The organism is Clavibacter davisi (genome assembly GCF_052751415.1).
The window spans coordinates 1,439,378-1,459,867 of record NZ_CP199882.1 but is presented as its reverse complement, the minus strand read 5'-3'; the positions used below and the strand labels follow the sequence as shown (position 1 = coordinate 1,459,867).

The window sequence follows — 20,490 nt, the reverse complement described above, 5'->3', positions numbered from 1 at the left end:
TCATTCCCCCTGCGGAGTGTCGTCGTCGGTCGTGAGGTGCGGGGCGATGTCGCGCGGCGAGAGCGTGCCCGCGAGCACCTGCGACACCTGCTCGACGATGGGCATCACCACGCCGCGCTGGCGGGCGAGCTCGAGCACGGGCGCCACGGAGGAGAGCCCCTCGGCGGTCTGCTGCATGCGCGACACGACGTCGCCGAAGCTGTAGCCCTGGCCGAGCAGACGGCCGGCCGTGTTGTTGCGGGACAGCGACGACTCGCACGTGGCGATGAGGTCGCCGAGCCCCGCGAGGCCCGCGAGGGTCTCGGCCCGGGCGCCGTAGGCGACGGAGAACGCGGTCATCTCGGCGAGGCCGCGGGTGATGATCGACGCCTTCGTGTTCTCGCCGTACCCCACGCCGTCGACGATCCCGACCGCCACCGCGATGAGGTTCTTGAGCACGCCGCCGAACTCCGTCCCGATCACGTCGGTGTTCACGAACGACCGGAAGTAGGGGTTGCGGGCGATCTTGGCGATGCGCTCCGCCGTGGCCGGATCCGCCGACGACACGACCGCGGCGGTCGGCTGCTCGCGCGCGATCTCGAGCGCCAGGTTCGGGCCCGACGCCACGGCGATGCGCGCGGCACCGAGCCCCAGCGTCTCCGCGATGACCTCGCTCATGCGCAGGCCCGTGCCCTTCTCCACGCCCTTCATGAGGCTGACGACGACGGCGTCCGCCGGGATCAGCTCCCGGGCCGCCTCGAGGTTCTGGCGCAGCGTCTGGCTGGGGACCGAGACGAACACGTCCGTGGCGCCGTCGAGCACCCGCTCCAGGGAGGCGTCCGCCGTGAGCCGGCGCGGGAGGTTCACGCCCGGCAGGTAGTCGCTGTTGCGCTGCGCCTCGGAGATCTCCCGCGCGAGCTCGGGGCGGCGTGCCCACATGAGCACGTCGCTGCCGCCGTCGGCCATGACCTTGGCGAAGGTCGTGCCCCAGCTGCCGGCGCCGAGGACGACGACCTTGCGGCGCTCCCCCGGGCCTGCCGTCGCGTCGACGGGCGTCGATGCGGACGCGCTCGGGACGGTGGATCCTGCGGGTCGGGGGCTCGCGGTCGCGTCACTCAAATCGGCCGGTCTCCTTCTGGTTGTTCGAGCGGGGGTCCCAGCGCTCGGTGGGGGCGGTCTCGCCGCGGAGCTCCTCGAGGAGCTCCGTGATGGCGGCCATGACGACCGCGGTCGCCTCGGTCAGGGTCGCGGAGTCGAGGCTCCGATCGCGGAAGCGGGAGAGGTCGACCGGCTCGCCGACGGCCACGTGGATGGTCGAGCGCGGGAACAGGCGCACGCGCTTCGAGTAGCGGCCCATGAGCTGCTGCGTGCCCCAGTGCGCCATCGGGACCACGGGGATCCCGGCCTGCAGCGCGAGCCGCACGGCGCCGGTCTTGCCCCGCATGGGCCAGAGGTCGGGGTCGCGCGTGAGCGTGCCCTCCGGGTACACGACGACGATGCGGCCGTCGCGCGCCAGGTCCTTCGCGGCGGTGAGGGCCTCGCCGCCGCGGACGCCGCCGTCGCGCTGCACCGGGATCTGCCCCGAGCGGCGCAGGAACCAGCCGACCACCGGGACGTCGAACAGCGACGCCTTCGCGAGGAACCGCGGCAGCCGCCCGAGCTTCCACGCCACGGCCCCCATGACCACCGGGTCGATCTCGCTGTAGTGGTTGGGCGCCAGCACGTACGAGCCCGTGCGCGGGAGCCGCTCGGGGTGCCGGATCTCGAACCGGACGGCCGTGTTCAGCACCGGCAGCACGAGGGCAGCCAGCACCCAGAAGATCGACGGTCGGGCCTTCTCGTTCGCCATGGGTGCTCCGGTCGGGTCGCGGTCGTCGTCGGGCGCCCGCCGGGTGCGGTCCACCCGGCGGATGGCCGGGCGCGTCCCTGCGGACGGGCCCGGCCGGCGGGGCGGCGCGGGGCGCCGCCGGCGAGGCTAGCCCTCGTAGGAGAAGTCCGCGCCGAGCTGGCGCAGCTTCCCGATGAAGTCCTCGTAGCCGCGGGAGATGATCCCCACGTTGCTGACGGTGGACCGGCCCTCGGCCGTCAGCGCGGCGATGAGGTGGCTGAAGCCGCCGCGCAGGTCCGGCACGGTGATGTCCGCGCCGTGCAGGTGCGTCGGCCCCGTGATGACCGCGGCCTGCTCGAAGTCGCGCCGCGCCACGCGGCGCTCGTGGCCCTCGAGGCCCTCCTTGTGGACGACGATGTCCGCGCCCATCTCGTTGAGCGCGTCCGTGAAGCCGAAGCGGTTCTCGTACACGGTCTCGTGGATGATCGAGACGCCGGGCGCCTGCGTGAGCGCCACGACGAGCGGCTGCTGCCAGTCCGTCATGAAGCCCGGGTGCACGTCGGTCTCGATGACCACGGGCTTGAGGTCGCCGCCCGGGTGGTAGAACCGGATGCCGTCCTCCTCGATGTCGAACGCGCCGCCCACCTTCCGGAACACGTTGAGGAACGTCATCATCTCGGCCTGGCGGACACCGCCGACGAAGATGTCGCCGCCGGTCGCGAGCGCGGCGGAGGCCCAGCTCGCGGCCTCGTTGCGGTCGAAGAGCGCGCGGTGCGTGTAGCCCTCGAGGCGGTCGACGCCCTCGATGAGGATCACGCGGTTCGGCTCCACGGAGATGATCGCGCCCATCTTCTGCAGGATCGCGATGAGGTCCATGATCTCCGGCTCGATGGCCGCGTTCTTCAGCTCCGTGACGCCCTTCGCGCGGACGCCCGTGAGGAGCACCTGCTCGGTCGCGCCCACGCTCGGGTAGGGCAGCTCGACGTTCGCGCCCTTCAGCCCGTCCGGCGCCGTGAGGCGGATGCCGCTCGGGAGCTTCTCGACGACGGCGCCGAACGCGCGCAGCGCGTCCAGGTGGAAGTCGATGGGGCGGTCGCCGATGCGGCAGCCGCCGAGGTCGGGGATGAACGCCTCGCCGAGGCGGTGCAGCAGCGGGCCGCAGAAGAGGATCGGGATCCGCGAGCTGCCGGCGTGCGCGTCGATGTCCGCCATGTGGGCGCTCTCGACGTCCTTCGGGTCGAGGATGAGGTCGCCCTCCTGCTCGCCCTTGCGGAGCGTCACGCCGTGCACCTCGAGGAGCCCGGAGACGACGCGGACGTCGCTGATGTCGGGAACCGAGCGCAGCAGGCTGGGGCTCTCGCCGAGGAGGGAGGCGACCATGGCCTTGGTGGCCAGGTTCTTCGCCCCGCGGACCTCGATGCGGCCACGCAGCGGGATCCCGCCGTTGATGACGATGGAGTCGGACAGGAGGCCCACCCGCTCCCCCGCCTTCTTGGCGTCGCTGACTAGTGAGTTCATTCAGTTCTCCAGAGCTGCCGGCCGGGCCGGCAAGGTGCGCGGGCGCCATGCGGCCCGTTCGTGTTCGAAGGTGGTGATGGCGTCCTCATCCCGGAGGGTGAGGGCGATGTCGTCGAGCCCCTCGAGGAGCCGCCACCGAGTGTATTCGTCGATCTCGAAGGGGACCGTCAGGCCGGGTGCCGTGGCGACCCGCTCGATGAGATCGACGGTGAGGTCGAGCCCGGGCTCCGCGTCCATCGCGGTCCACAGCCTCTCGACGTCGTCCTCGCTCACGATGCCCGTGAGGAGGCCCTGCTTCCCGGAGTTGCCCCGGAAGATGTCGCCGAACCTCGGGCTGAGCACGGCGCGGAAGCCGTAGTCGCGCAGCGCCCACACGGCGTGCTCGCGGGACGAGCCCGTGCCGAAGTCCGGACCGGCGACGAGGACGGTGGCGCCCTCGTAGACCGGCTGGTTGATGAAGAAGCCGGGGTCCTTGCGCCACTGGAAGAACAGCGCGTCCTCGAACCCGGTCTTGGTGACCCGCTTGAGGAACTGGGACGGGACGATCTGGTCGGTGTCGACGTTGGACTGCCTGAGCGGGACGGCGGTGCCGGTGACGCGGGTGATGGGCTCCACGGCTCAGGCCCCCTGTCCGACGGCGGCGGCCATGCGCACCGTGGACGCGTCGACGACGCCGTCCTCCTGCAGGTCCCACGGGCTCGACAGCGTGCCGCGGATGGCGGTGGCCGCGGCCACGAGCGGCGACACGAGGTGCGTGCGACCGCCCTTGCCCTGGCGGCCCTCGAAGTTGCGGTTGCTGGTGGAGGCGCAGCGCTCCCCCGGCGCGAGCTGGTCCGGGTTCATGCCGAGGCACATCGAGCAGCCCGCGAAGCGCCACTCGGCACCGAAGTCCATGAAGACCTCGTCGATGCCCTCGGCCTCGGCCTCGATCCGGACGCGCGCGCTGCCGGGGACGACCATCACTCGGACGCCCTCGGCCTTGGTGCGGCCGCGCACGATCTCGGCGGCGGCGCGCAGGTCCTCCACCCGGCTGTTGGTGCAGGAGCCGATGAACACGGTGTCGACCCGGATGTCCTTCATGGGCGTGCCGGGGGCGAGGTCCATGTAGGCGAGGGCGCGCTCGGCGGCGGCGCGCTCGTTCGGGTCGGCGACGGCGGCGGGATCCGGCACGGGCTCGCTCAGCGAGACGCCCTGGCCGGGGTTCGTGCCCCACGTCACGAAGGGCTCGAGCGCGTCGGCGTCGAGGTGGACCTCGGCGTCGAACACCGCGTCGTCGTCGGTGGCGAGCGTCTCCCAGTAGGCGACGGCCTCGTCCCAGTCGGCGCCCGTCGGGGCGTGCGGCCGACCGCGGAGGTAGTCGTACGTGGTCTGGTCGGGAGCGATCATGCCCGCGCGCGCGCCGGCCTCGATCGACATGTTGCAGATCGTCATGCGGCCCTCCATGGAGAGCGAGCGGATGGCGCTGCCGCGGTACTCGAGCACGTGGCCCTGGCCCCCGCCCGTGCCGATCCGCGCGATGACCGCGAGGATGATGTCCTTGGCCGTGACACCCGGGCGCAGGGTGCCCTCCACGGTGACCGCCATGGTCTTGAACGGCTGGAGCGGCAGCGTCTGCGTCGCCAGGACGTGCTCGACCTCGCTCGTGCCGATGCCGAAGGCCATGGCGCCGAACGCGCCGTGGGTGGACGTGTGCGAGTCGCCGCAGACGACCGTGATGCCGGGCATCGTCAGGCCCAGCTGCGGGCCGACCACGTGGACGATGCCCTGCTCGATGTCGCCGAGGGAGTGCAGGCGGATCCCGAACTCCTCCGCGTTGGCGCGGAGGGCGTGGATCTGCGTGCGGCTCGTCAGGTCGGCGATGGGCCGGTCGATGCCGACCGTCGGCGTGTTGTGGTCCTCGGTGGCGATGGTGAGGTCCGGGCGGCGCACGGGGCGGCCGGCGAGGCGGAGGCCGTCGAAGGCCTGGGCGCTGGTGACCTCGTGCACGAGGTGGAGGTCGATGTAGAGGAGGTCGGGGGTGCCGTCCTCCCCCGCGGCGACCAGGTGGTCGGCCCACACCTTCTCGGCCAGGGTCTTCGCAGTCCGCACGCGGCTCTCCTCATGGCAGGGGCGCGAGGGTGCCCTCGCGCATCATGGGAGTCTAACGCCGGGTGCCCGCGGCTATTCCTCAGGTGCGGGGCGCGCCCGCGGACGCGTCGGCCTCCGGCTGCTCGTCGGACGCCGCCTCGATCACGACGACCGTGACGTTGTCCCGGCCCCCGGACGCCAGGGCCTGCGCCACCAGCGCGTCGGCGGCGCGGTCCACGCCGCCGCCGTCCTCGTGCGCGAGGCGCAGGACCGCGTCGATGGCGTCGTCGTCGAGCTCCTTGGTGAGCCCGTCCGAGCAGATGAGGAAGACCTGGTGCGCGGCGACCGGCAGCAGCCACTCGTCCGCGGCGACCTCGTCGTGCGAGCCCACGGCCCGCGTGATGAGGTTCCGCACCGGGCTGCGCTCGGCCTCCGCGCGCGTCATGCGCCCCTGGTCGACGAGCTCCTGCACGGCCGAGTGGTCGACGGTGACCTGCTGCAGGCGCCCGTCCGTCCACGCGTAGACGCGCGAGTCGCCGACGTTGAAGACCATCCAGAGGGGCTCGCCGTCGTCGGCGCGCACGAGGGCGATGCCGGCGAGCGTGGTGCCCGCCACCGTGCCCGGCGGGTCGTCGCCCGTGATGAGGTCGCCGATCGCCTCGTTGGAGGCCTCGACGGCCTCCACGATGAGGTCGCGCGTCACGGGCTGCTCGCCCGTCAGCCCGCCGAAGGTCTCGACGAGCGTGGCGCTCGCCCGGTCGCCGAACGCGTGGCCGCCCATGCCGTCGGCCACGAGCCACACCGGCGGATCCGCCAGCAGGCCGTCCTCGTTGACGGCGCGGACGCTGCCCACGTCGGTGCGGGCGGCCCAGGAGACGTCGATCCTGCGGCCGCCGATCGCGATGCTGCGGGCGTCGGTCACCGGTCGGACCGGTCGTCGTCGGCGCGATCGACCGGCGCGGCACCGGCGTCGGGGCCGGTGACGGGCGTGCCGTCGGCGCGCATCCTGATGAGGCTCGCGACCGTCGCGACGAGCATGGAGGCGAGGATCACCACGAGGCTCACCACGGTCGGGATCTCGGGCGCCCACTCGATCCCCCGGCCGCCGTTGACGAACGGCAGGGTGTTCTCGTGCATCGCGTGCAGCACGAGCTTGACGCCGATGAAGAAGAGGATGAACGCGATCCCGTACTTGAGGTACACGAGCCGGTCGAGCAGCCCGCCGAGCAGGAAGTAGAGCTGGCGGAGGCCCATGAGGGCGAAGATGTTCGCGGTGAACACGATGAACGGCGACTCCGTGATGCCGAAGATGGCCGGGATCGAGTCGAGCGCGAAGATCAGGTCCGTCGTGCCGATCGAGACGAACACGATCACCATCGGCGTGAGCACCTTGCGGCCGTCGACGACGGTGCGCACCTTGGAGCCGTCGAAGTCGGGCGCGATCTTCAGACGTCGGCGGAGGAAGCGGATGAACAGCGAGTCCTCGCTGTCCTCGTCCTCGTCGCCGACGGCCTGCTTCACAGCCGTGTAGAGCAGGAACGCGCCGAAGATGTAGAAGATCCAGCTGTAGCTCTCGATGAGCTCGGCGCCCAGCAGGATGAAGACGCCGCGCAGCACGAGCGCGATGATGATGCCCACCATCAGCACCTCCTGCTGGTACTTCCGGGGCACGCTGAACCGCCCCATGATGATGACGAAGACGAAGAGGTTGTCGATGCTGAGGCTGTACTCGGTCAGCCAGCCCGCCACGAACTGCCCCGCGTGCTCGGGTCCGCCGACGACGAGCATGATGACCGCGAACACGAGCGCGAGCCCCACGTAGAACGCGACCCAGAGGGCCGACTCCTTCGTGGACGGCACGTGCGGGCGCCGGTACACGATGAGCAGGTCGGCGACGAGGACGACGACCAGGATCGTCAGCGAGACGATCTCGAACAGGGGCGGGAGGACCAGGGGCACGCGGACGCCTTCTTCAGCGGGAGGGAGGGGGAGGCGGCACGAGGACGCCTCGACGAAACTACAGGTCGCCCGACGGGTTGTTCACAATTCCCTCATGCGGGGCATCCGGCCAGCGGCCCCGCACTACGTTGATGGACCATGACACGAGACGCACGCCCCATGGCCGTCCTGGCGAACGAGCTCGATGCCCGCGACCGCGCCGACGACGCCGCCACCCCGAGGCGCCGGGGGCCGCGCACCTCCGGCGACGCGCGCGCCAGCATCATCGACGCGGCCCGCATGCTGTTCATCGAGTCGGGCGCCGACCGCGTCAGCGCCCGCCGCATCGCCGCCACGGCCGGCGTCGACCCCAGCCTCGTCCGCTACTACTTCGGCTCGCTGGAGGCGCTCCTCGAGGAGGCGCTGCGCCCCTCGGACGACCTGGTCGCCCCGTACCTCCGCCTCCGCGAGCTGCCCGTCGAGGAGCGCGGCGCCGCCCTCGTCGACGCGGCTCTGCACACGTGGGAGCACCCCGTGGGGTCCACGATCATGCGCTGGGTCACCGTCACCTCGGACCACGACAGCGGCGCGTACCGCCGCTTCGTCGAGGCCGCCCCGCAGCACTGGACCAACGCGCTGCCCGAGGGCACGCCCCCCGAGGAGGCGGACATCCGCAACTCCCTCGTCGGCGCGGCGCTCGGCGGCATCGCCATCACGCGCTACATCTGGCGCAGCGAGCCCATCGCGAGCATGCCGCGCGAGATGGTCGTCGCCCTGCACGGACCCGTCGTGCAGGGGTTCCTGACGGGGCCCCTCCCGGACCTGCCGGCCGCCGACGCCACGCAGCCCGCCGCCTGACCGGACGGGCCGAGGCGGCCCGGGACCGGCGCCGCGGTTCAGGGGCGGTCGGTCAGCTCCTCGCGCACGGCCAGCGGCTTCCGCACGAGCTTGTGCGGGGCGGCCTGCGCGACGGGCTTGAGGGTGAGCAGGTCGACGTTCACGTGCGGCGGCAGCTCCACCGCGTGGACGATGGCCTCGGCCACGTCCTCCGCCGTGAGCGGGCCGGGCACGCCATCGTAGACGGCGTCGGCCCGGGCCCGGTCCCCGCCGAAGCGCACGAGGGAGAACTCCTCGGTGCGCACCTGGCCGGGCGCGATCTCGATCACGCGGATCGGCTCGCCCGCGAGCTCCAGGCGCAGCACGCCGAGCATCGCGTGCACCGCGGCCTTCGCGGCGTTGTACCCGCCGCCGCCCTCGTAGGGAACGTGCGCGGCGATCGAGCTGACCGTCACCACGTCGGCGCTGCCGCCCGCCGGCACGCCCGCGCGCAGCAGCGGCAGCAGCGCGCTCGTCACACGCTGCACGGCGAGCACGTTGATCTCGTACATCCAGGCCCAGTCCGCGGCGGATCCGCCCTCGACCGAGTCGGTGCCGACCGCTCCCCCGGCGTTGTTGACGAGCGCGTGCACGTCCCCCGTCTCGCGGAGGTGGTCGCGCAGGGAGTCGACGTCGGCCTGCACGGTGAGGTCGGCGACCGCGTAGGAGGCGCCGGTCTCCTCGGCGAGCGCCCGCAGGCGGTCCTCGCGGCGGGCGACGCCGACGACGTCCCATCCGCGGCTCCGGAACAGGCGGACGGTGGCGGCGCCGATGCCCGAGCTCGCACCCGTGACGACGACCCTCTTGGCTGTGGACATGACCCCAGCGTAGGGAACGCGCGGACCCGGAGGGTTACGCCCCGCGACGCCTCGCGTTGACCCGGCCGCGACGCCCTTCCTAGTGTCGGCGTGCGCCCGACCGCGGCGCGCACCGACAGGGGAAGGACGGGCCCGACATGAGCGACCACGACGAGGACCGAGCGGCCGGCTGGCGCTTCGAGACGCAGCAGATCCACGCGGGGGCGGCGCCGGATCCGGTCACGCACGCACGCGCCACGCCGATCTACCAGACCACGTCCTACGTGTTCGACGACGCGCAGCACGCGCAGGACCTCTTCGCGCTGGCGCAGCCCGGGAACATCTACACGCGCATCATGAACCCGACGCAGGCCGTGGTCGAGGAGCGCGTCGCCGCCCTCGAGGGCGGCACTGCGGCGCTCCTGGTGGCGTCCGGGCAGTCGGCGTCGACGTTCGCGGTGCTCAACATCGCCGAGGCGGGCGACCACATCGTCTCCAGCTCCTCCATCTACGGCGGCACCTACAACCTCTTCAAGTACACGCTCGCGAAGCTCGGGATCGAGACGACGTTCGTCGAGGACCAGGACGACCCCGAGGCTTGGTCACGCGCGGTGCGGCCGAACACCAAGCTCTTCTTCGCGGAGACCATCGGCAACCCGCGCATCAACATCCTCGACATCCGGAGCGTCGCCGACCGGGCGCACGCGGCCGGCGTCCCGCTCATCGTGGACAACACGATCGCGACGCCCTACCTCATCCGCCCGTTCGAGCACGGCGCGGACGTCGTGGTGCACTCGGCGACCAAGTTCCTCGGCGGCCACGGCACCGTGATCGGCGGCCTCGTCGTCGACGGCGGGCGCTTCCCGTGGTCCGAGCACGCGGAGCGCTTCCCGGGCCTCACGACGCCCGACGCCTCGTACCACGGCGTCACGTACGCGGATGCGGTGGGCGACGGGATCGCCTACGTCACCAAGGCGCGCGTGCAGCTGCTCCGCGACCTCGGGGCGTCGATCGCGCCGGCGAGCGCCTGGCAGCTCATCCAGGGCATCGAGACGCTGAGCCTCCGGATCGAGCGGCACGTGCAGAACGCGCAGGCCGTCGCGGAGTGGCTCGAGGCGCACGAGGACGTCGCGGCGGTGTACTACGCCGGCCTGCCGTCGAGCCCGTGGCGGGCGGCGGCCGACCGCTACGCCCCGCGCGGCGTCGGCGCCGTGCTCTCGTTCGAGCTCAAGGGCGGCGTGGACGCCGGGCGTGCGCTCGTGGACTCGCTTCAGCTGTTCAGCCATCTGGCGAACATCGGCGACGTGCGGAGCCTCGTGATCCACCCCGCGTCGACCACGCACGCCCAGCTGACGCCCGAGCAGCAGCTCACCGCCGGCGTCACCCCGGGGCTGGTGCGGCTGTCCGTCGGGCTCGAGAGCATCGACGACATCCTCGACGACCTCGGGAGCGGCCTGCGGGCGGCGCGGGCCGTCAAGGAGGCCGCGATCGGATCGGCGTCCGCGGACGCCGCGGCGCACGGGGCGTAACACTCCGCGCGCGCGTCGCCCGCGGTGCTTCACTGGTCGGGATGGACTGGCAGACACCCGAGGACACCGTCCCGTCGAGCCTGGTGACGGACGCGCAGATCCGCTCCCTGATCGGCCGGCCGCCCGCATCCGGGGCGTGGCGCGAGGGCGACCCCGTCGCCGACCGGCTCTTCGCGTCGATCGGCGACGTGGAGCTCGAGGTGGGCGGGCGGGTGCCCTCCGTCCGCGTCGCGTACGAGACCTTCGGCGAGCGGGACGCGGACGGGCGGAACGCCGTCCTCGTCCTCCACGCGCTCACGGGGGACAGCCACCTGCGCGGTCCCGCCGGCCCCGGGCAGCCGACCGGCGGGTGGTGGTCCGGCATCGTCGGGCCCGGGCTCGCGATCGACACCGACCGCTGGTTCGTCGTCGCCCCCAACATGCTCGGGGGCTGCCAGGGCACGACGGGTCCGGCCTCGCTCGCGCCCGACGGCGCGGAGTGGGGCGACCGGTTCCCCTTCATCACCATCCGCGACCAAGTCGCCGTGCAGGCGGCGTTGGCGGACGCGCTCGGGATCGACGTGTGGGCGGCGGTCGTCGGCGGGTCCATGGGCGGCATGCAGGCGCTCGAGTGGGGGGTCGGCCACCCCGACCGGATGCGGCGGCTCGCGGTGCTCGCGGCCCCGGCCCTCGCGAGCGCCGACCAGATCGCGCTCAACTCCGTCCAGGCCGAGGCGATCCGGATGGATCCCGCCTACCGGGACGGCGACTACTTCGACGCGGCCGACGGCGACGGGCCGCACCGCGGACTCGCCCTCGCCCGCCGCATGGCGCTCCTCAACTACCGGAGCCCCGACGAGCTCAACCAGCGCTTCGCGCGGTCGTGGCAGAGCGGCATCAGTCCCCTGGGCGATGCCGGACGGTACGCGGTCGAGTCGTACCTCGACTTCCACGGCAACAAGTTCACGCGACGCTTCGACGCGACGAGCTACATCCGCCTCATCGACGCCATGAGCTCGCACGACGTCGGCCGGGGACGAGACGGCATCCCCGCCGCGCTCGCCCGGGTCCGCGCCGCCACGCTCGTGCTCGGGATCGACAGCGACCGGCTCTTCCCCGTGGACGACCAGCGGCTCATCGCCCGACACGTCCCGGGCTCGATCGACGGCGGCGAGGTGGTGGTGATCTCCTCCGACTACGGGCACGACGGCTTCCTCATCGAGGGTGAGGCCGTGGGCCGAGAGCTCGCCCGGCTCCTGGCGACGGAGGCCTAGGAGCAGCGCCCCAGTCCGGGGGTGAGTTCGGCGTGCGCCGTCGCCGCGCGACATCATGCGTTCCTATGCTTCCCCTGGGAGCACGCCGCCGCCTCCGGGCGCCGGCGCACGAGGGGAGCACCGATGAGCCGACGGCCGCCGCACGCGACGGGTCAGGGCCACCGGGTCCGCGTGGCCCTCGTGGACGACCACGTCCTGCTGCTCGACGGGCTGAGCGCGCGCCTGTCCCGGCCGCGCACGGGGGTCGACGTCGTGGCGACGTCGCCCACCTGGAGCGGGCTGATCCGCGACGAGCGCTTCCCCGACGCCTTCGACGTCGTGGTCCTCGACCTCGCGCTCCGGGACGACGTGCCGGTGGCGCAGAAGATCCGCACGCTCACGGGCGCCGGCCTCAGCTCCGTGCTGCTCAGCACGCATGCCGACGCGTCGACCATCCACGGGGCCATGCGGGCGGGCGCCGCAGCCGTCGTGCCCAAGGCCGAGTCGTCGGAGGAGCTGATCGCGACCATCCACGCGGCCGCAGACGGCACGCCGCGCCAGACCACGCTCGTGCAGCGCGCGATGCAGGACTTCCACGCCGCGGAGGACCCGCGCCTCGGCCAGCAGGAGCAGCGCGCGCTCGTGCTCTACGCGGGCGGGCGCTCGATCCGCGACGTCGCGGAGGCGATGAGCACGACCGAGGAGACCGTCAAGTCGTACATCAAGCGCGGCCGCCGGAAGTACCTGCACGCGGGCACCGACCTCGGCACCAAGGTGCTGCTGCGCCGTCACGCCATCCGCCACGGCTGGATCTCCCCGGAGTAGCCGGATCCGCGTGGTCGCCCGAGGCCGGCGGGCCACCGAGGGTAGGGCATGTGGATGATCAGCGCGCGCGAGACCCGGACGTGACAAGTGCTTCGTGCACGCGCCTAGGATCGAGGCACACCCAGCGCGCGCCTCCGGCGGCGTCGCACTCCGAGCGGGGACCCGATGGATCGCATGAAGCGCGAGCGCGAGCGCCTGCTGCAGAGGACGGCGCGCGTCTACGGCCTGTGCTTCACGGCCGTCGCCGCCGCCTGCATCCTGCTGCCGGGCGAGCTGTCGCTGCCCGTCGAGGCCGCGAGCCTCGCCCTCCTGGCCGTCCTCGCCCTCGCGCAGTGGCGCCTCGGCGTCGACGCGGGCCGCCGGTGGATGGTGGCGGTCGTGGTCGCGGGCATCGCCGCGATGGTCGTCGCGCAGCTCGGCGGACGGAGCGCCTCGTCGCTCACCGCGCTCACCCACATCTCCGCCGGTTCCGTCGGCTCCCTCGCCCTCCTCGAGACCATGAAGCGCGGGCGGCTCCGCATCGTCGTGGCCGCGTTCGCCCTCACCAGCACCGCGGCCGTCGGCTCGTCCTGGGGCACCCCGGCGTTCCCGTACGTCGTCCTCGTGCACGTGTTCGGCTGGCTGCTCGTCGCGATCCTCGGCTACTGGCTCAGCGTGGCGATCCGTCGGGTCGGCCGGCGCATCACCGACGTCGGCCGCGCCCACCGGGCCGAGCGGTTGGCCAGCGAGCTCGAGGCCCAGCGCCGCCAGGGCGCGCGCCTGCTGCACGACACCGTGCTCGCGACCCTCACGCTCCTCGCCCACTCGGGCGTCGGCGTCACCCCGCAGGCCATGCGCCAGCAGGCGGCGGACGACGCGCGGCTCCTCCGGCAGCTCCGGCTGGGCGCCAATCCGACGCCGCAGGCCTCCGGCGGCTACACGCTGGAGCCCGTGGAGCAGTCGGTGCTCGGGAACACGCTCGAGTCGGTCAAGCAGCGGTTCGGCCGGATGGGCCTCGAGGTCAGCTGGCACGGGACCGGCCAGGTGCTGCTGCCGAGCGACATACTCGACGCCTTCCTGCTCTCCCTCGCCGAGTGCCTGGAGAACGTCCGCCGGCACGCGGGCGTCACCGAGGCGCACGTGACCATCACCGACGACGACACGACCGTGCGGGCCATGGTCACCGACGCGGGCGTGGGCTTCGACCTCTCGCACGTGGATCCGGCGAAGCTCGGCTTCAAGGAGTCCGTCGTCGCGCGGCTCAAGGACGTCGGCGGGAACGCGCGGCTGTTCTCGTCGCCCGGATCCGGCACGACCGTCGTGCTGGAGGTGCCCAGGTGAGCCGCACCGACCGGTCCGCGCCGGCCCGCACCAGCCGCCGCATCCGGCTGCCGGAGGGGACGCCGGCGCAGCCCACGTCCATCGGCCTCGGCTACCTGGGAGCGGGGTCCGCGGTCGTGTGCGCCATCGCGCTGGGCTACGGGCTCGTGCGGTTCGCGCTCGAGTACCGCACGCTCCCGGCGCCGGGCCTCGCCGCGACGGCCTGGATCCTCCTGGTCGCGCTCCTCGTCGCGTCCGTCGTCGCCGTGCGGGCGCTCCGCGACAGGATGCCCGGCCCGCTCATGGCCGTCTTCGTCGCCGGGCTCGGCATCGTCGTCGCCCTCGACCTGGTGGCCGTGTGGCCCCTGGGCGACGTGATGCAGCACGCCACCGCGGGCGTCGCGGCCGGCGCGGCCCTGCTCACGACCGTGACCTACCGCCCGGCCCGGGAGGTCCTCGTGGTCGACGCGGCCCTCGGTGCCGTGCTCCTCCTCGTCTTCCTGGTGTCGGATCCCGTGCGGCCCGGTGATCTCGCGCCCGAGATCTCGGCCATCGCCCGCGCCGTGGTCCCCGCCGCGTTCGGCGTCGCCGTCGTCCGCGGCTTCCGTCGCGTCGTGGAGATGGAGCTCGACCGCGTGCTCGTGCAGAGCACCGTCTCCGCGCCGCGCTACGCGGTGGGCATGCTCGCGTCCGAGGAGCTCGCGCGACTGGACCTCGCCGCCGAGCAGCTGCTCGAGGGCGTGGCGACGGGCGACGAGCCGCTGCCCCTGTCGCCGCTGGCCGCGTCGACCGCCGCCTCGCTCGCCACCGAGCTGCGCCTGCACCTCATCGAGGGGCGCCGCGAGACGTGGCTGCACCACGCGATCACGGAGTCGGAGTTCCTCGGACCGGACGTGACCCTCAGCGACCCGAACGCGCTCGCGGGCCTCCTCGACCGCCGCCAGCGCGACGGCCTCCTCTCCGCCGTGTGGCTCCTGCTCACCTCGACGGAGCGGCGCAACGGCGTGCCCGGCGTCTCGGTGCAGCTCGCGCTCGGGCCCCTGCGCGGTCGGCCCGCGGGCGAGCAGCCGGTGCCGCTGCGCCGCGCGATCGTGCCGATCGCCATCACGACCACGGGTCTCCCCCGGACCCGACTCGATCCCTCGACGTGGGATGCTATCGACAAGGTCGGCGCGCACACGGACACCACCCGCGGTGCGAGCCTCCTCATCACGATCGACTGCGTCGTGGACGACCCCGCCGACCGGTGAGGGCCCCGCACAAGGACCGGAGAGCACGTGCCAGCTGAGAACCGACCGATCACCCTCGCCATCGTGGACGACCACAAGATGCTGCTCGGGGCGCTGACCGAGTGGATCCGCAACGCCGCCTCCGACATCGAGATGGTCGCCGCCGTGTCCACCTGGCCGGAGCTGCTCACCCACCCGCGCTTCCCCGTCGACGTGGTCCTCCTCGACCTCGACCTCAAGGACAACCTGCCCATCTCGCTCAAGCTCTCGATGCTGAAGACCACGGGCGTGCCCACCGTGCTCATGAGCACGTACTCGGAGCCCAACGTGGTGCGCGAGGCGCTCGCGTCGGGTGCGCTCGGCTACCTCGTGAAGAGCGAGGACGCGAGCATGATCGTCGACGCCATCCGCCTCGCGGCCGACGGGCAGTCCTACATCTCGAGCGAGCTCGACCTCGCGATCAACAGCACCGACGTGGGCGGCGTGCCCAAGCTCAGCGCGCAGGAGCGCCGGGTCATGGCCCTCTACGGCGGCGGCGAGCCGGTCAAGTCGGTGGCCTACAGCCTGGGCATCTCCGAGGAGACGGCGAAGTCGTACCTCAAGCGGATCCGCGAGAAGTACCGCGTCGCGGGCTTCGACGTGGGCACGAAGGTGGCCCTGCGGAAGCGCGCCATCCAGGACGGCATCCTGCTCCAGGGCGAGTAGCCCGGGCGCCGGGCCCCGGAGGCGCGGTCAGCCCCCGATGCCGATGGGCTGGGTCGAGGGACGCGACCCGTCGACCGGCCCGCGCGCCCCGCGACGCCGGCGGTCGAGCCCGAAGCTCGCCAGCGCGATGCCGAGGCCCGCGACGCTCAGCCCGACGCCCACCAGCGCCGGCGAGGTGTAGCCGAGGCCGGCCCCCACCGTCACGCCGCCGAGCGCCGCGCCGACGGCGTTCCCCGTGTTGAGCGCGGAGTGGTTGAGCGCCGCGGCGATGGACTGCGAGTCGTGCGCCACGTCCATCAGCCGGATCTGGATCCCGGGCGACAGCGCCGCGGCCGACCCGCCGATGAGGAACAGGAACGCGAAGAGCCCGACCGGGTTCGAGGCGGTGAGCACCAGCCCCACGAGCGAGGCGATCAGCAGGCCGAACAGCGACAGCAGCGACGCCCGGACGTCGCGATCCGCCCACCAGCCGCCGACGAGGTTGCCCGTCGTCATGCCGAGCCCCACGACCACCAGCGCGAGCGGCACCGACCACTCCGGCAGGCCGGTCACCTCGGTGACCATGGGCGACACGAAGGTGTAGACGGCGAAGAACCCGCCGAAGCCGATGGCGCCGATGAGGAGCGCGAGCCACACCTGCATGCGGGTGAAGGCGCGCAGCTCCCGGCGGAGCGTGGCATCCGGGTTGCCGTCCTGCGCGGGCACGGCGAGGAAGACGGCGAGGAAGGTGGCGGCGAAGATCGCGGCGACCACGAGGTACGCGATGCGCCACGTGGCGTTCTGCCCGATCCAGGTGACGATGGGCACCCCGATGACGTTCGCGATGGTGAGCCCGGCCAGGACGAACGCGACGCCGCGGGCCCGCTTGCCCTCCCCCATCAGCTGCGCGGCCACGAGCGACGCGATGCCGAAGTACGCGCCGTGCGGCAGGCCCGCGATGAAGCGGGCGAGGACCACGAGGCCGAAGCTCGGCAGGATCGCGCTGAGGACCGTACCCAGCGTGAACGCGAGCAGCAGCCAGAGGAGGAGCTTCCGCCGCGGCGCACGGGCCGACGCGGCGGCGATGGTCGGCGCTCCCACGACCACCCCGAGGGCGTAGGCGCTGATGAGCGTGCCGGCCTGCGCGTTCGCGGCCTCCGTGGAGCGCGCGGCCACCTCCGGCAGCAGGTCGGCGGCGAGCTGCGGCAGCAGCCCCATCGCGACGAACTCGGTGGTCCCGATGGCGAACCCGCCCATCGCGAGGGCGAGCAGGGCGATGCGGACGCGGGCCGGCGACAGCGTCGCCCGCCCGGAGGTGGGGGGATTCACCCGACGAGCCTAACGGCGGCTCCGACGACGGAGGCGACCGCCCGGCGCGTCAGGCCCCGGTGCCGCGGGCCTCGAGCGCGGACTCGAGCCGCTCCAGCTTGCCCGTCAGCTCGCCCGCGTAGCCGGGCCGGATGTCCGCCTTGAGCACGAGCGAGACGCGCGTCCCGAAGGGCGCGACGGCCTCGGTGGCCCGCCTGACGACGTCGAAGCACTCGTCCCACTCGCCCTCGATCGTGGTGAACATCGAGTCGGTGCGGTTCGGCAGCCCGGAGGCGCGGATCACCTCGACGGCAGCGGCCACGGCGTCGTGGACGGACGCGTCGGGCGCGTCGCCCCCGCTGGGAGCGACGGAGAAGGCGACGAGCATGGGGACCCCCGGGGATCGACGGGCGGCGGTGCTCCGGGCGGGCGCCCGGCCGGCGGCCGGCTGTGCGCCCAGGCTACCGAGCGCGCGGCTCCTGTGGACGGTCGCCGACGCGCGTCCGCGCCTGCCGCGACACTCGTCGAGTACTTGAGAGTTCACATACCGGGCGATCCCGTGCGGCCGCCCGCATCGCACCAGGAGGAGCACGCCATGGAGAAGAAGACGAAGATCATCATCGGGGTGGCGGGCGGCGCGATCGTCGTCGTCGGCGCGTTCGCGGCGTTCGGCGGCCCCCTCTACGCGCAGCTCGCCGGCACGCCCGACGCGCCGCCGTCGCTCTCCGCCAACGCGGCATCCGGCCAGGCGCTCACGAACCTGTCCGGCGACTGGTCCGTGGGCGGCGACTCCTACGCCGGCTACCGGGTGAACGAGGTCCTGAACGGCACGCCCGTCACCGTGAACGGCCGCACGAAGGGCGTCACGGGCGACATCACGGTGACCGGGCAGCAGGTCACCGCCGGCACCATCCAGGTGGACGTGACGACCATGGCGACGGACGCGGCGCCGCGCGATGCGTACTTCCAGGGCGAGGCGATGAAGACGTCGGAGTTCCCGACGGCCACCTTCACGCTCACGCAGCCGATCACGACCGACGGCGTCGAGGCGGGCGTCCCCGCCACGTACGACGTGACCGGCGACCTGACGCTGCACGGTGTCACCAAGCCCGTCACCGCGAAGATGCAGGCCGCCTTCACCGAGGGGTCCGGCCAGATCACGGGCTCCATCCCCATCACGTTCCAGGACTTCGGCGTCCAGGCGCCGAGCCTCGGCTTCGTCACGGTCGAGGACCACGGGTCCGTCGAGTTCTCGCTCGACGTCGCGCCGAAGGCCTAGTCGGAGGCGGATCCCGCCACCAGGTCCCGCACGGCCCTCGGCATCGCCTCGGCGACGTCGAGGGCCGTGATCGGTCCGCCACCGGACGCGCGCTCCCCCGCCCGGCCGTGCAGCCACGCGGCGGCGGCGGCCACCGCGGCGAGCTCGGCGAGCGGATCGGCGGCGTCCGCCACGCGCGTCGACGCCCCGGCCAGCAGGGCCCCGAGCACGCCGCCCAGCACGTCGCCGGACCCCGCCGTCGCGAGCCACGGCGTGCCCGCGCGCACGGCGATGCGCGCCGCCCCGCCGACGACGAGCGTGGTCGCGCCCTTCAGCAGCACGCACACCCCGAGCTCGCGCGCCGCGCGCTCGGCCCACGCGGGCGCGTCCGCGGCGATGTCCTCGGCCGACGCGCGGATGCCCGCCCCCGCCAGCAGCCGCGACAGCTCGCGGAAGTGCGGGGTCACGACGACCGGACCGGTCGCGCGGTCCACGAGGTCGAGCGCGCCCGCGTCGACGAGCGCCGGCAGGCCCTGCGCGAGCGCCGCGGCGATCGCCGCGGTCGTCTCGTCGTCCCGATGGGCGGCGTCCATGCCGGATCCCACCAGCCACGCCTGCACGCGGCCGTCGGCCGTGACGACCTCGGGGCGTCGCGCGAGGACCGAGGCGGAGGCGCCCGCGGGGCCGAGGTACCGGATCATGCCGACGCCCGTGCGCGCGGCGGCCTCCACGCCGAGGACCGCGGCGCCCGGGTAGCGGTCGGACCCCGTGCGCACGCCCAGGACGCCGCGCGTGTACTTGTCGTCGTCGTCCCGCGGGAGGCGGATCTCCCGCCGGGTGCGCTCCTCGTCCTGCCGGATCCAGCCCTCGGGCACCTGGTCGTCGCGCGCGTCGCTCATCCCCTCACGATAGGCGGGAGGGAATGCGACGACCGCGCCGGGCCTTGGGTCCATGAGGCCGCCGTCGCCCTCCGCCCGTCCCCGCGCGCCGCGCCTCCCACCCGGATCCGCGCCGCCGCCCGCCTGGAAGGATCCCCATGACCACGTCCCCGCTCTTCGAGCCGATCACCGTCCGCGGCGTCACCGCCCGCAACCGCATCTGGGTCGCGCCCATGTGCCAGTACAGCATCGACGCGCGCGACGGCGTCCCGGGCGCGTGGCACCTCGCGCACCTCGGCTCGTTCGCCCGGGGCGGCGCCGGCCTCGTGATGGCGGAGGCGACGGGCGTCAGCCCCGAGGCGCGCATCACGCCCGAGGACACCGGCATCTGGGACGACACGCAGCGCGACGCGTGGAGGCCAATCGTCGACTTCATCCACGGGATGGGCGCCGTCGCCGCGATCCAGCTCGCGCACGCCGGCCGCAAGGCATCCACGTACTCGTTCTCGGGCCGCGGCACGATGCCCGCCGAGGAGGGCGGCTGGGAGACGGTCGCCCCGTCGGCCGAGCCGTTCCCCGGCTACGGCACGCCCGTCGCGCTCGACGCCGCGGGGATCCGGAAGGTCGTCGACGACTTCGCCGCGGCCGCGCGCCGCTCCGTGGACGCCGGCTTCGACGTGCTCGAGCTCCACGCGGCGCACGGGTACCTCCTGCACCAGTTCCTCTCGCCGCTCAGCAACCACCGCGAGGACGAGTTCGGCGGCAGCCTCGAGAACCGGGCGCGCCTGCTGCTCCAGGTGATCGACGCCGTGCGCGCCGAGGTCCCCGACGCGCCGCTGCTGGTGCGCTTCTCCGCCACCGACTGGGCAGGCGACGCCGGCTGGGACGAGGCGCAGACCGCGACCGTCGCCGGCTGGGCGGCCGAGCACGGCGCGGACTTCTTCGACATCTCCACGGGCGGCAACACCACGGGCGTCACCATCCCCGTCGCCCCCGGCTACCAGGTGCCCTTCGCCGAGTACGTGAAGGAGCACGCGAAGGTCGCCCTCAACGCCGTGGGCCTCATCACGGAGCCCGCGCAGGCCGAGGCGGTCGTCGCCGAGGGCCGCGCGGACGCCGTGATGCTCGGCCGCGAGATGCTGCGCGACCCGCACTTCGCGCTCCGCGCCGCGCACGAGCTCGGCGTCGAGATCGACTACTGGCCCAAGCAGTACGACCGCGCCCGCTGGGCGGCCTGACCTCCCC

20 protein-coding genes are annotated in these 20,490 nt (G+C 73.3%); 9 read left to right on the top strand and 11 right to left on the bottom strand.

What is annotated here, in order from left to right:
* From ACU4ZT_RS06950 to ACU4ZT_RS06920, 7 genes are all read right to left on the bottom strand, one after another.
* Positions 1–1,098 (bottom strand): NAD(P)H-dependent glycerol-3-phosphate dehydrogenase, encoded by a 1,098-nt coding sequence (locus ACU4ZT_RS06950; RefSeq protein WP_063070742.1) that lies wholly within the window; start codon positions 1,096–1,098, stop codon positions 1–3.
* Positions 1,091–1,828: a lysophospholipid acyltransferase family protein gene (locus ACU4ZT_RS06945; protein WP_445338497.1), complete on the bottom strand. Its 738-nt coding sequence runs from the start codon at positions 1,826–1,828 to the stop codon at positions 1,091–1,093. The genes ACU4ZT_RS06950 and ACU4ZT_RS06945 overlap by 8 nt, the downstream gene beginning before the upstream one ends.
* Before the next feature lie 126 nt (positions 1,829–1,954).
* Entirely contained in the window at positions 1,955–3,325 is a 1,371-nt protein-coding gene (gene murA, locus ACU4ZT_RS06940) for a UDP-N-acetylglucosamine 1-carboxyvinyltransferase (RefSeq protein ID WP_063070740.1), read from the bottom strand.
* Positions 3,326–3,940 carry a 3-isopropylmalate dehydratase small subunit gene (leuD, locus tag ACU4ZT_RS06935; RefSeq protein WP_063070739.1) on the bottom strand — a complete coding sequence of 205 codons (615 nt, stop codon included), beginning with the start codon at positions 3,938–3,940 and terminating at the stop codon, positions 3,326–3,328.
* 3 nt (positions 3,941–3,943) lie between these two features.
* A complete protein-coding gene (gene leuC, locus ACU4ZT_RS06930; protein WP_445338495.1) occupies positions 3,944–5,413 on the bottom strand; it encodes a 3-isopropylmalate dehydratase large subunit in 1,470 nt (489 codons plus the stop codon).
* Between the two features lie 79 nt (positions 5,414–5,492).
* Positions 5,493–6,314: a PP2C family protein-serine/threonine phosphatase gene (locus ACU4ZT_RS06925; protein WP_063070737.1), complete on the bottom strand. Its 822-nt coding sequence runs from the start codon at positions 6,312–6,314 to the stop codon at positions 5,493–5,495.
* Positions 6,311–7,351: a TerC family protein gene (locus ACU4ZT_RS06920; RefSeq protein ID WP_081234836.1), complete on the bottom strand. Its 1,041-nt coding sequence runs from the start codon at positions 7,349–7,351 to the stop codon at positions 6,311–6,313. The genes ACU4ZT_RS06925 and ACU4ZT_RS06920 overlap by 4 nt, the downstream gene beginning before the upstream one ends.
* 138 nt (positions 7,352–7,489) lie before the next feature.
* Here ACU4ZT_RS06920 and ACU4ZT_RS06915 point away from each other — a divergent pair, with 138 nt between their 5' ends.
* Positions 7,490–8,188: a TetR/AcrR family transcriptional regulator gene (locus ACU4ZT_RS06915; protein ID WP_254654461.1), complete on the top strand. Its 699-nt coding sequence runs from the start codon at positions 7,490–7,492 to the stop codon at positions 8,186–8,188.
* A 38-nt stretch (positions 8,189–8,226) separates the two neighbouring features.
* Here the strand turns inward: ACU4ZT_RS06915 and ACU4ZT_RS06910 are convergent, their stop codons facing one another.
* Complete coding sequence (locus tag ACU4ZT_RS06910; RefSeq protein ID WP_063070735.1) at positions 8,227–9,024, bottom strand: SDR family NAD(P)-dependent oxidoreductase; 798 nt, start codon at positions 9,022–9,024, stop codon at positions 8,227–8,229.
* A gap of 137 nt (positions 9,025–9,161) precedes the next feature.
* Here ACU4ZT_RS06910 and ACU4ZT_RS06905 point away from each other — a divergent pair, with 137 nt between their 5' ends.
* The 6 genes from ACU4ZT_RS06905 (at position 9,162) to ACU4ZT_RS06880 (ending at position 15,822) form a co-directional block, all read left to right on the top strand.
* The gene (locus tag ACU4ZT_RS06905) at positions 9,162–10,532 is read left to right on the top strand and encodes a bifunctional o-acetylhomoserine/o-acetylserine sulfhydrylase (RefSeq protein WP_445338492.1); all 1,371 of its coding nucleotides are present in this window, start codon (positions 9,162–9,164) and stop codon (positions 10,530–10,532) included.
* A gap of 41 nt (positions 10,533–10,573) precedes the next feature.
* On the top strand, positions 10,574–11,785 hold the full coding sequence (gene metX / locus ACU4ZT_RS06900; protein ID WP_063070733.1) for a homoserine O-acetyltransferase MetX: 1,212 nt from the start codon (positions 10,574–10,576) through the stop codon (positions 11,783–11,785).
* Positions 11,786–11,908: 123 nt separating this feature from the next.
* A complete protein-coding gene (locus tag ACU4ZT_RS06895; protein ID WP_063070732.1) occupies positions 11,909–12,589 on the top strand; it encodes a response regulator transcription factor in 681 nt (226 codons plus the stop codon).
* A 165-nt stretch (positions 12,590–12,754) separates the two neighbouring features.
* The gene (locus ACU4ZT_RS06890; RefSeq protein WP_445338490.1) at positions 12,755–13,909 is read left to right on the top strand and encodes a sensor histidine kinase; all 1,155 of its coding nucleotides are present in this window, start codon (positions 12,755–12,757) and stop codon (positions 13,907–13,909) included.
* Positions 13,906–15,138 carry a hypothetical protein gene (locus ACU4ZT_RS06885; protein WP_063070730.1) on the top strand — a complete coding sequence of 411 codons (1,233 nt, stop codon included), beginning with the start codon at positions 13,906–13,908 and terminating at the stop codon, positions 15,136–15,138. The genes ACU4ZT_RS06890 and ACU4ZT_RS06885 overlap by 4 nt, the downstream gene beginning before the upstream one ends.
* 27 nt (positions 15,139–15,165) lie before the next feature.
* Entirely contained in the window at positions 15,166–15,822 is a 657-nt protein-coding gene (locus ACU4ZT_RS06880; RefSeq protein ID WP_081234834.1) for a response regulator transcription factor, read from the top strand.
* A gap of 27 nt (positions 15,823–15,849) precedes the next feature.
* On the opposite strand, the gene ACU4ZT_RS06875 is transcribed toward ACU4ZT_RS06880, so the two are convergent.
* Both ACU4ZT_RS06875 and ACU4ZT_RS06870 read right to left on the bottom strand, forming a co-directional pair.
* Positions 15,850–17,130, bottom strand: a complete 1,281-nt coding sequence (locus ACU4ZT_RS06875; protein WP_063070729.1) for an MFS transporter — start codon at positions 17,128–17,130, stop codon at positions 15,850–15,852.
* Positions 17,131–17,179: 49 nt separating this feature from the next.
* Complete coding sequence (locus ACU4ZT_RS06870; protein WP_270980486.1) at positions 17,180–17,497, bottom strand: thiamine-binding protein; 318 nt, start codon at positions 17,495–17,497, stop codon at positions 17,180–17,182.
* A gap of 207 nt (positions 17,498–17,704) precedes the next feature.
* Between ACU4ZT_RS06870 and ACU4ZT_RS06865 the strand changes: the two genes are divergently transcribed.
* Positions 17,705–18,388, top strand: a complete 684-nt coding sequence (locus ACU4ZT_RS06865; RefSeq protein ID WP_063070727.1) for a YceI family protein — start codon at positions 17,705–17,707, stop codon at positions 18,386–18,388.
* Here the strand turns inward: ACU4ZT_RS06865 and ACU4ZT_RS06860 are convergent.
* Positions 18,385–19,266, bottom strand: coding sequence for an ADP-dependent NAD(P)H-hydrate dehydratase (locus tag ACU4ZT_RS06860; RefSeq protein WP_445338488.1), 882 nt, complete (start codon positions 19,264–19,266; stop codon positions 18,385–18,387). The two genes, ACU4ZT_RS06865 and ACU4ZT_RS06860, sit on opposite strands and share 4 nt — an antisense overlap.
* A gap of 137 nt (positions 19,267–19,403) precedes the next feature.
* On the opposite strand from ACU4ZT_RS06860, the gene ACU4ZT_RS06855 reads away from it, so the two are divergent.
* Positions 19,404–20,483 (top strand): NADH:flavin oxidoreductase/NADH oxidase, encoded by a 1,080-nt coding sequence (locus tag ACU4ZT_RS06855; protein WP_270980489.1) that lies wholly within the window; start codon positions 19,404–19,406, stop codon positions 20,481–20,483.
* The last annotated feature ends 7 nt before the right edge of the window (positions 20,484–20,490 follow it).

What these genes read in the sequence shown, in the direction of transcription:
- ACU4ZT_RS06945 (WP_445338497.1), bottom strand. Translation starts at nt 1,828, where the DNA reads ATGGCGAACGAGAAGGCCCGACCGTCGATCTTCTGGGTGCTGGCTGCC.
- murA (WP_063070740.1), bottom strand. Translation starts at nt 3,325, where the DNA reads ATGAACTCACTAGTCAGCGACGCCAAGAAGGCGGGGGAGCGGGTGGGC.
- ACU4ZT_RS06915 (WP_254654461.1), top strand. Translation starts at nt 7,490, where the DNA reads ATGACACGAGACGCACGCCCCATGGCCGTCCTGGCGAACGAGCTCGAT.
- ACU4ZT_RS06910 (WP_063070735.1), bottom strand. Translation starts at nt 9,024, where the DNA reads ATGTCCACAGCCAAGAGGGTCGTCGTCACGGGTGCGAGCTCGGGCATC.
- ACU4ZT_RS06905 (WP_445338492.1), top strand. Translation starts at nt 9,162, where the DNA reads ATGAGCGACCACGACGAGGACCGAGCGGCCGGCTGGCGCTTCGAGACG.
- metX (WP_063070733.1), top strand. Translation starts at nt 10,574, where the DNA reads ATGGACTGGCAGACACCCGAGGACACCGTCCCGTCGAGCCTGGTGACG.
- ACU4ZT_RS06895 (WP_063070732.1), top strand. Translation starts at nt 11,909, where the DNA reads ATGAGCCGACGGCCGCCGCACGCGACGGGTCAGGGCCACCGGGTCCGC.
- ACU4ZT_RS06890 (WP_445338490.1), top strand. Translation starts at nt 12,755, where the DNA reads ATGGATCGCATGAAGCGCGAGCGCGAGCGCCTGCTGCAGAGGACGGCG.
- ACU4ZT_RS06870 (WP_270980486.1), bottom strand. Translation starts at nt 17,497, where the DNA reads ATGCTCGTCGCCTTCTCCGTCGCTCCCAGCGGGGGCGACGCGCCCGAC.
- ACU4ZT_RS06865 (WP_063070727.1), top strand. Translation starts at nt 17,705, where the DNA reads ATGGAGAAGAAGACGAAGATCATCATCGGGGTGGCGGGCGGCGCGATC.
- ACU4ZT_RS06860 (WP_445338488.1), bottom strand. Translation starts at nt 19,266, where the DNA reads ATGAGCGACGCGCGCGACGACCAGGTGCCCGAGGGCTGGATCCGGCAG.
- ACU4ZT_RS06855 (WP_270980489.1), top strand. Translation starts at nt 19,404, where the DNA reads ATGACCACGTCCCCGCTCTTCGAGCCGATCACCGTCCGCGGCGTCACC.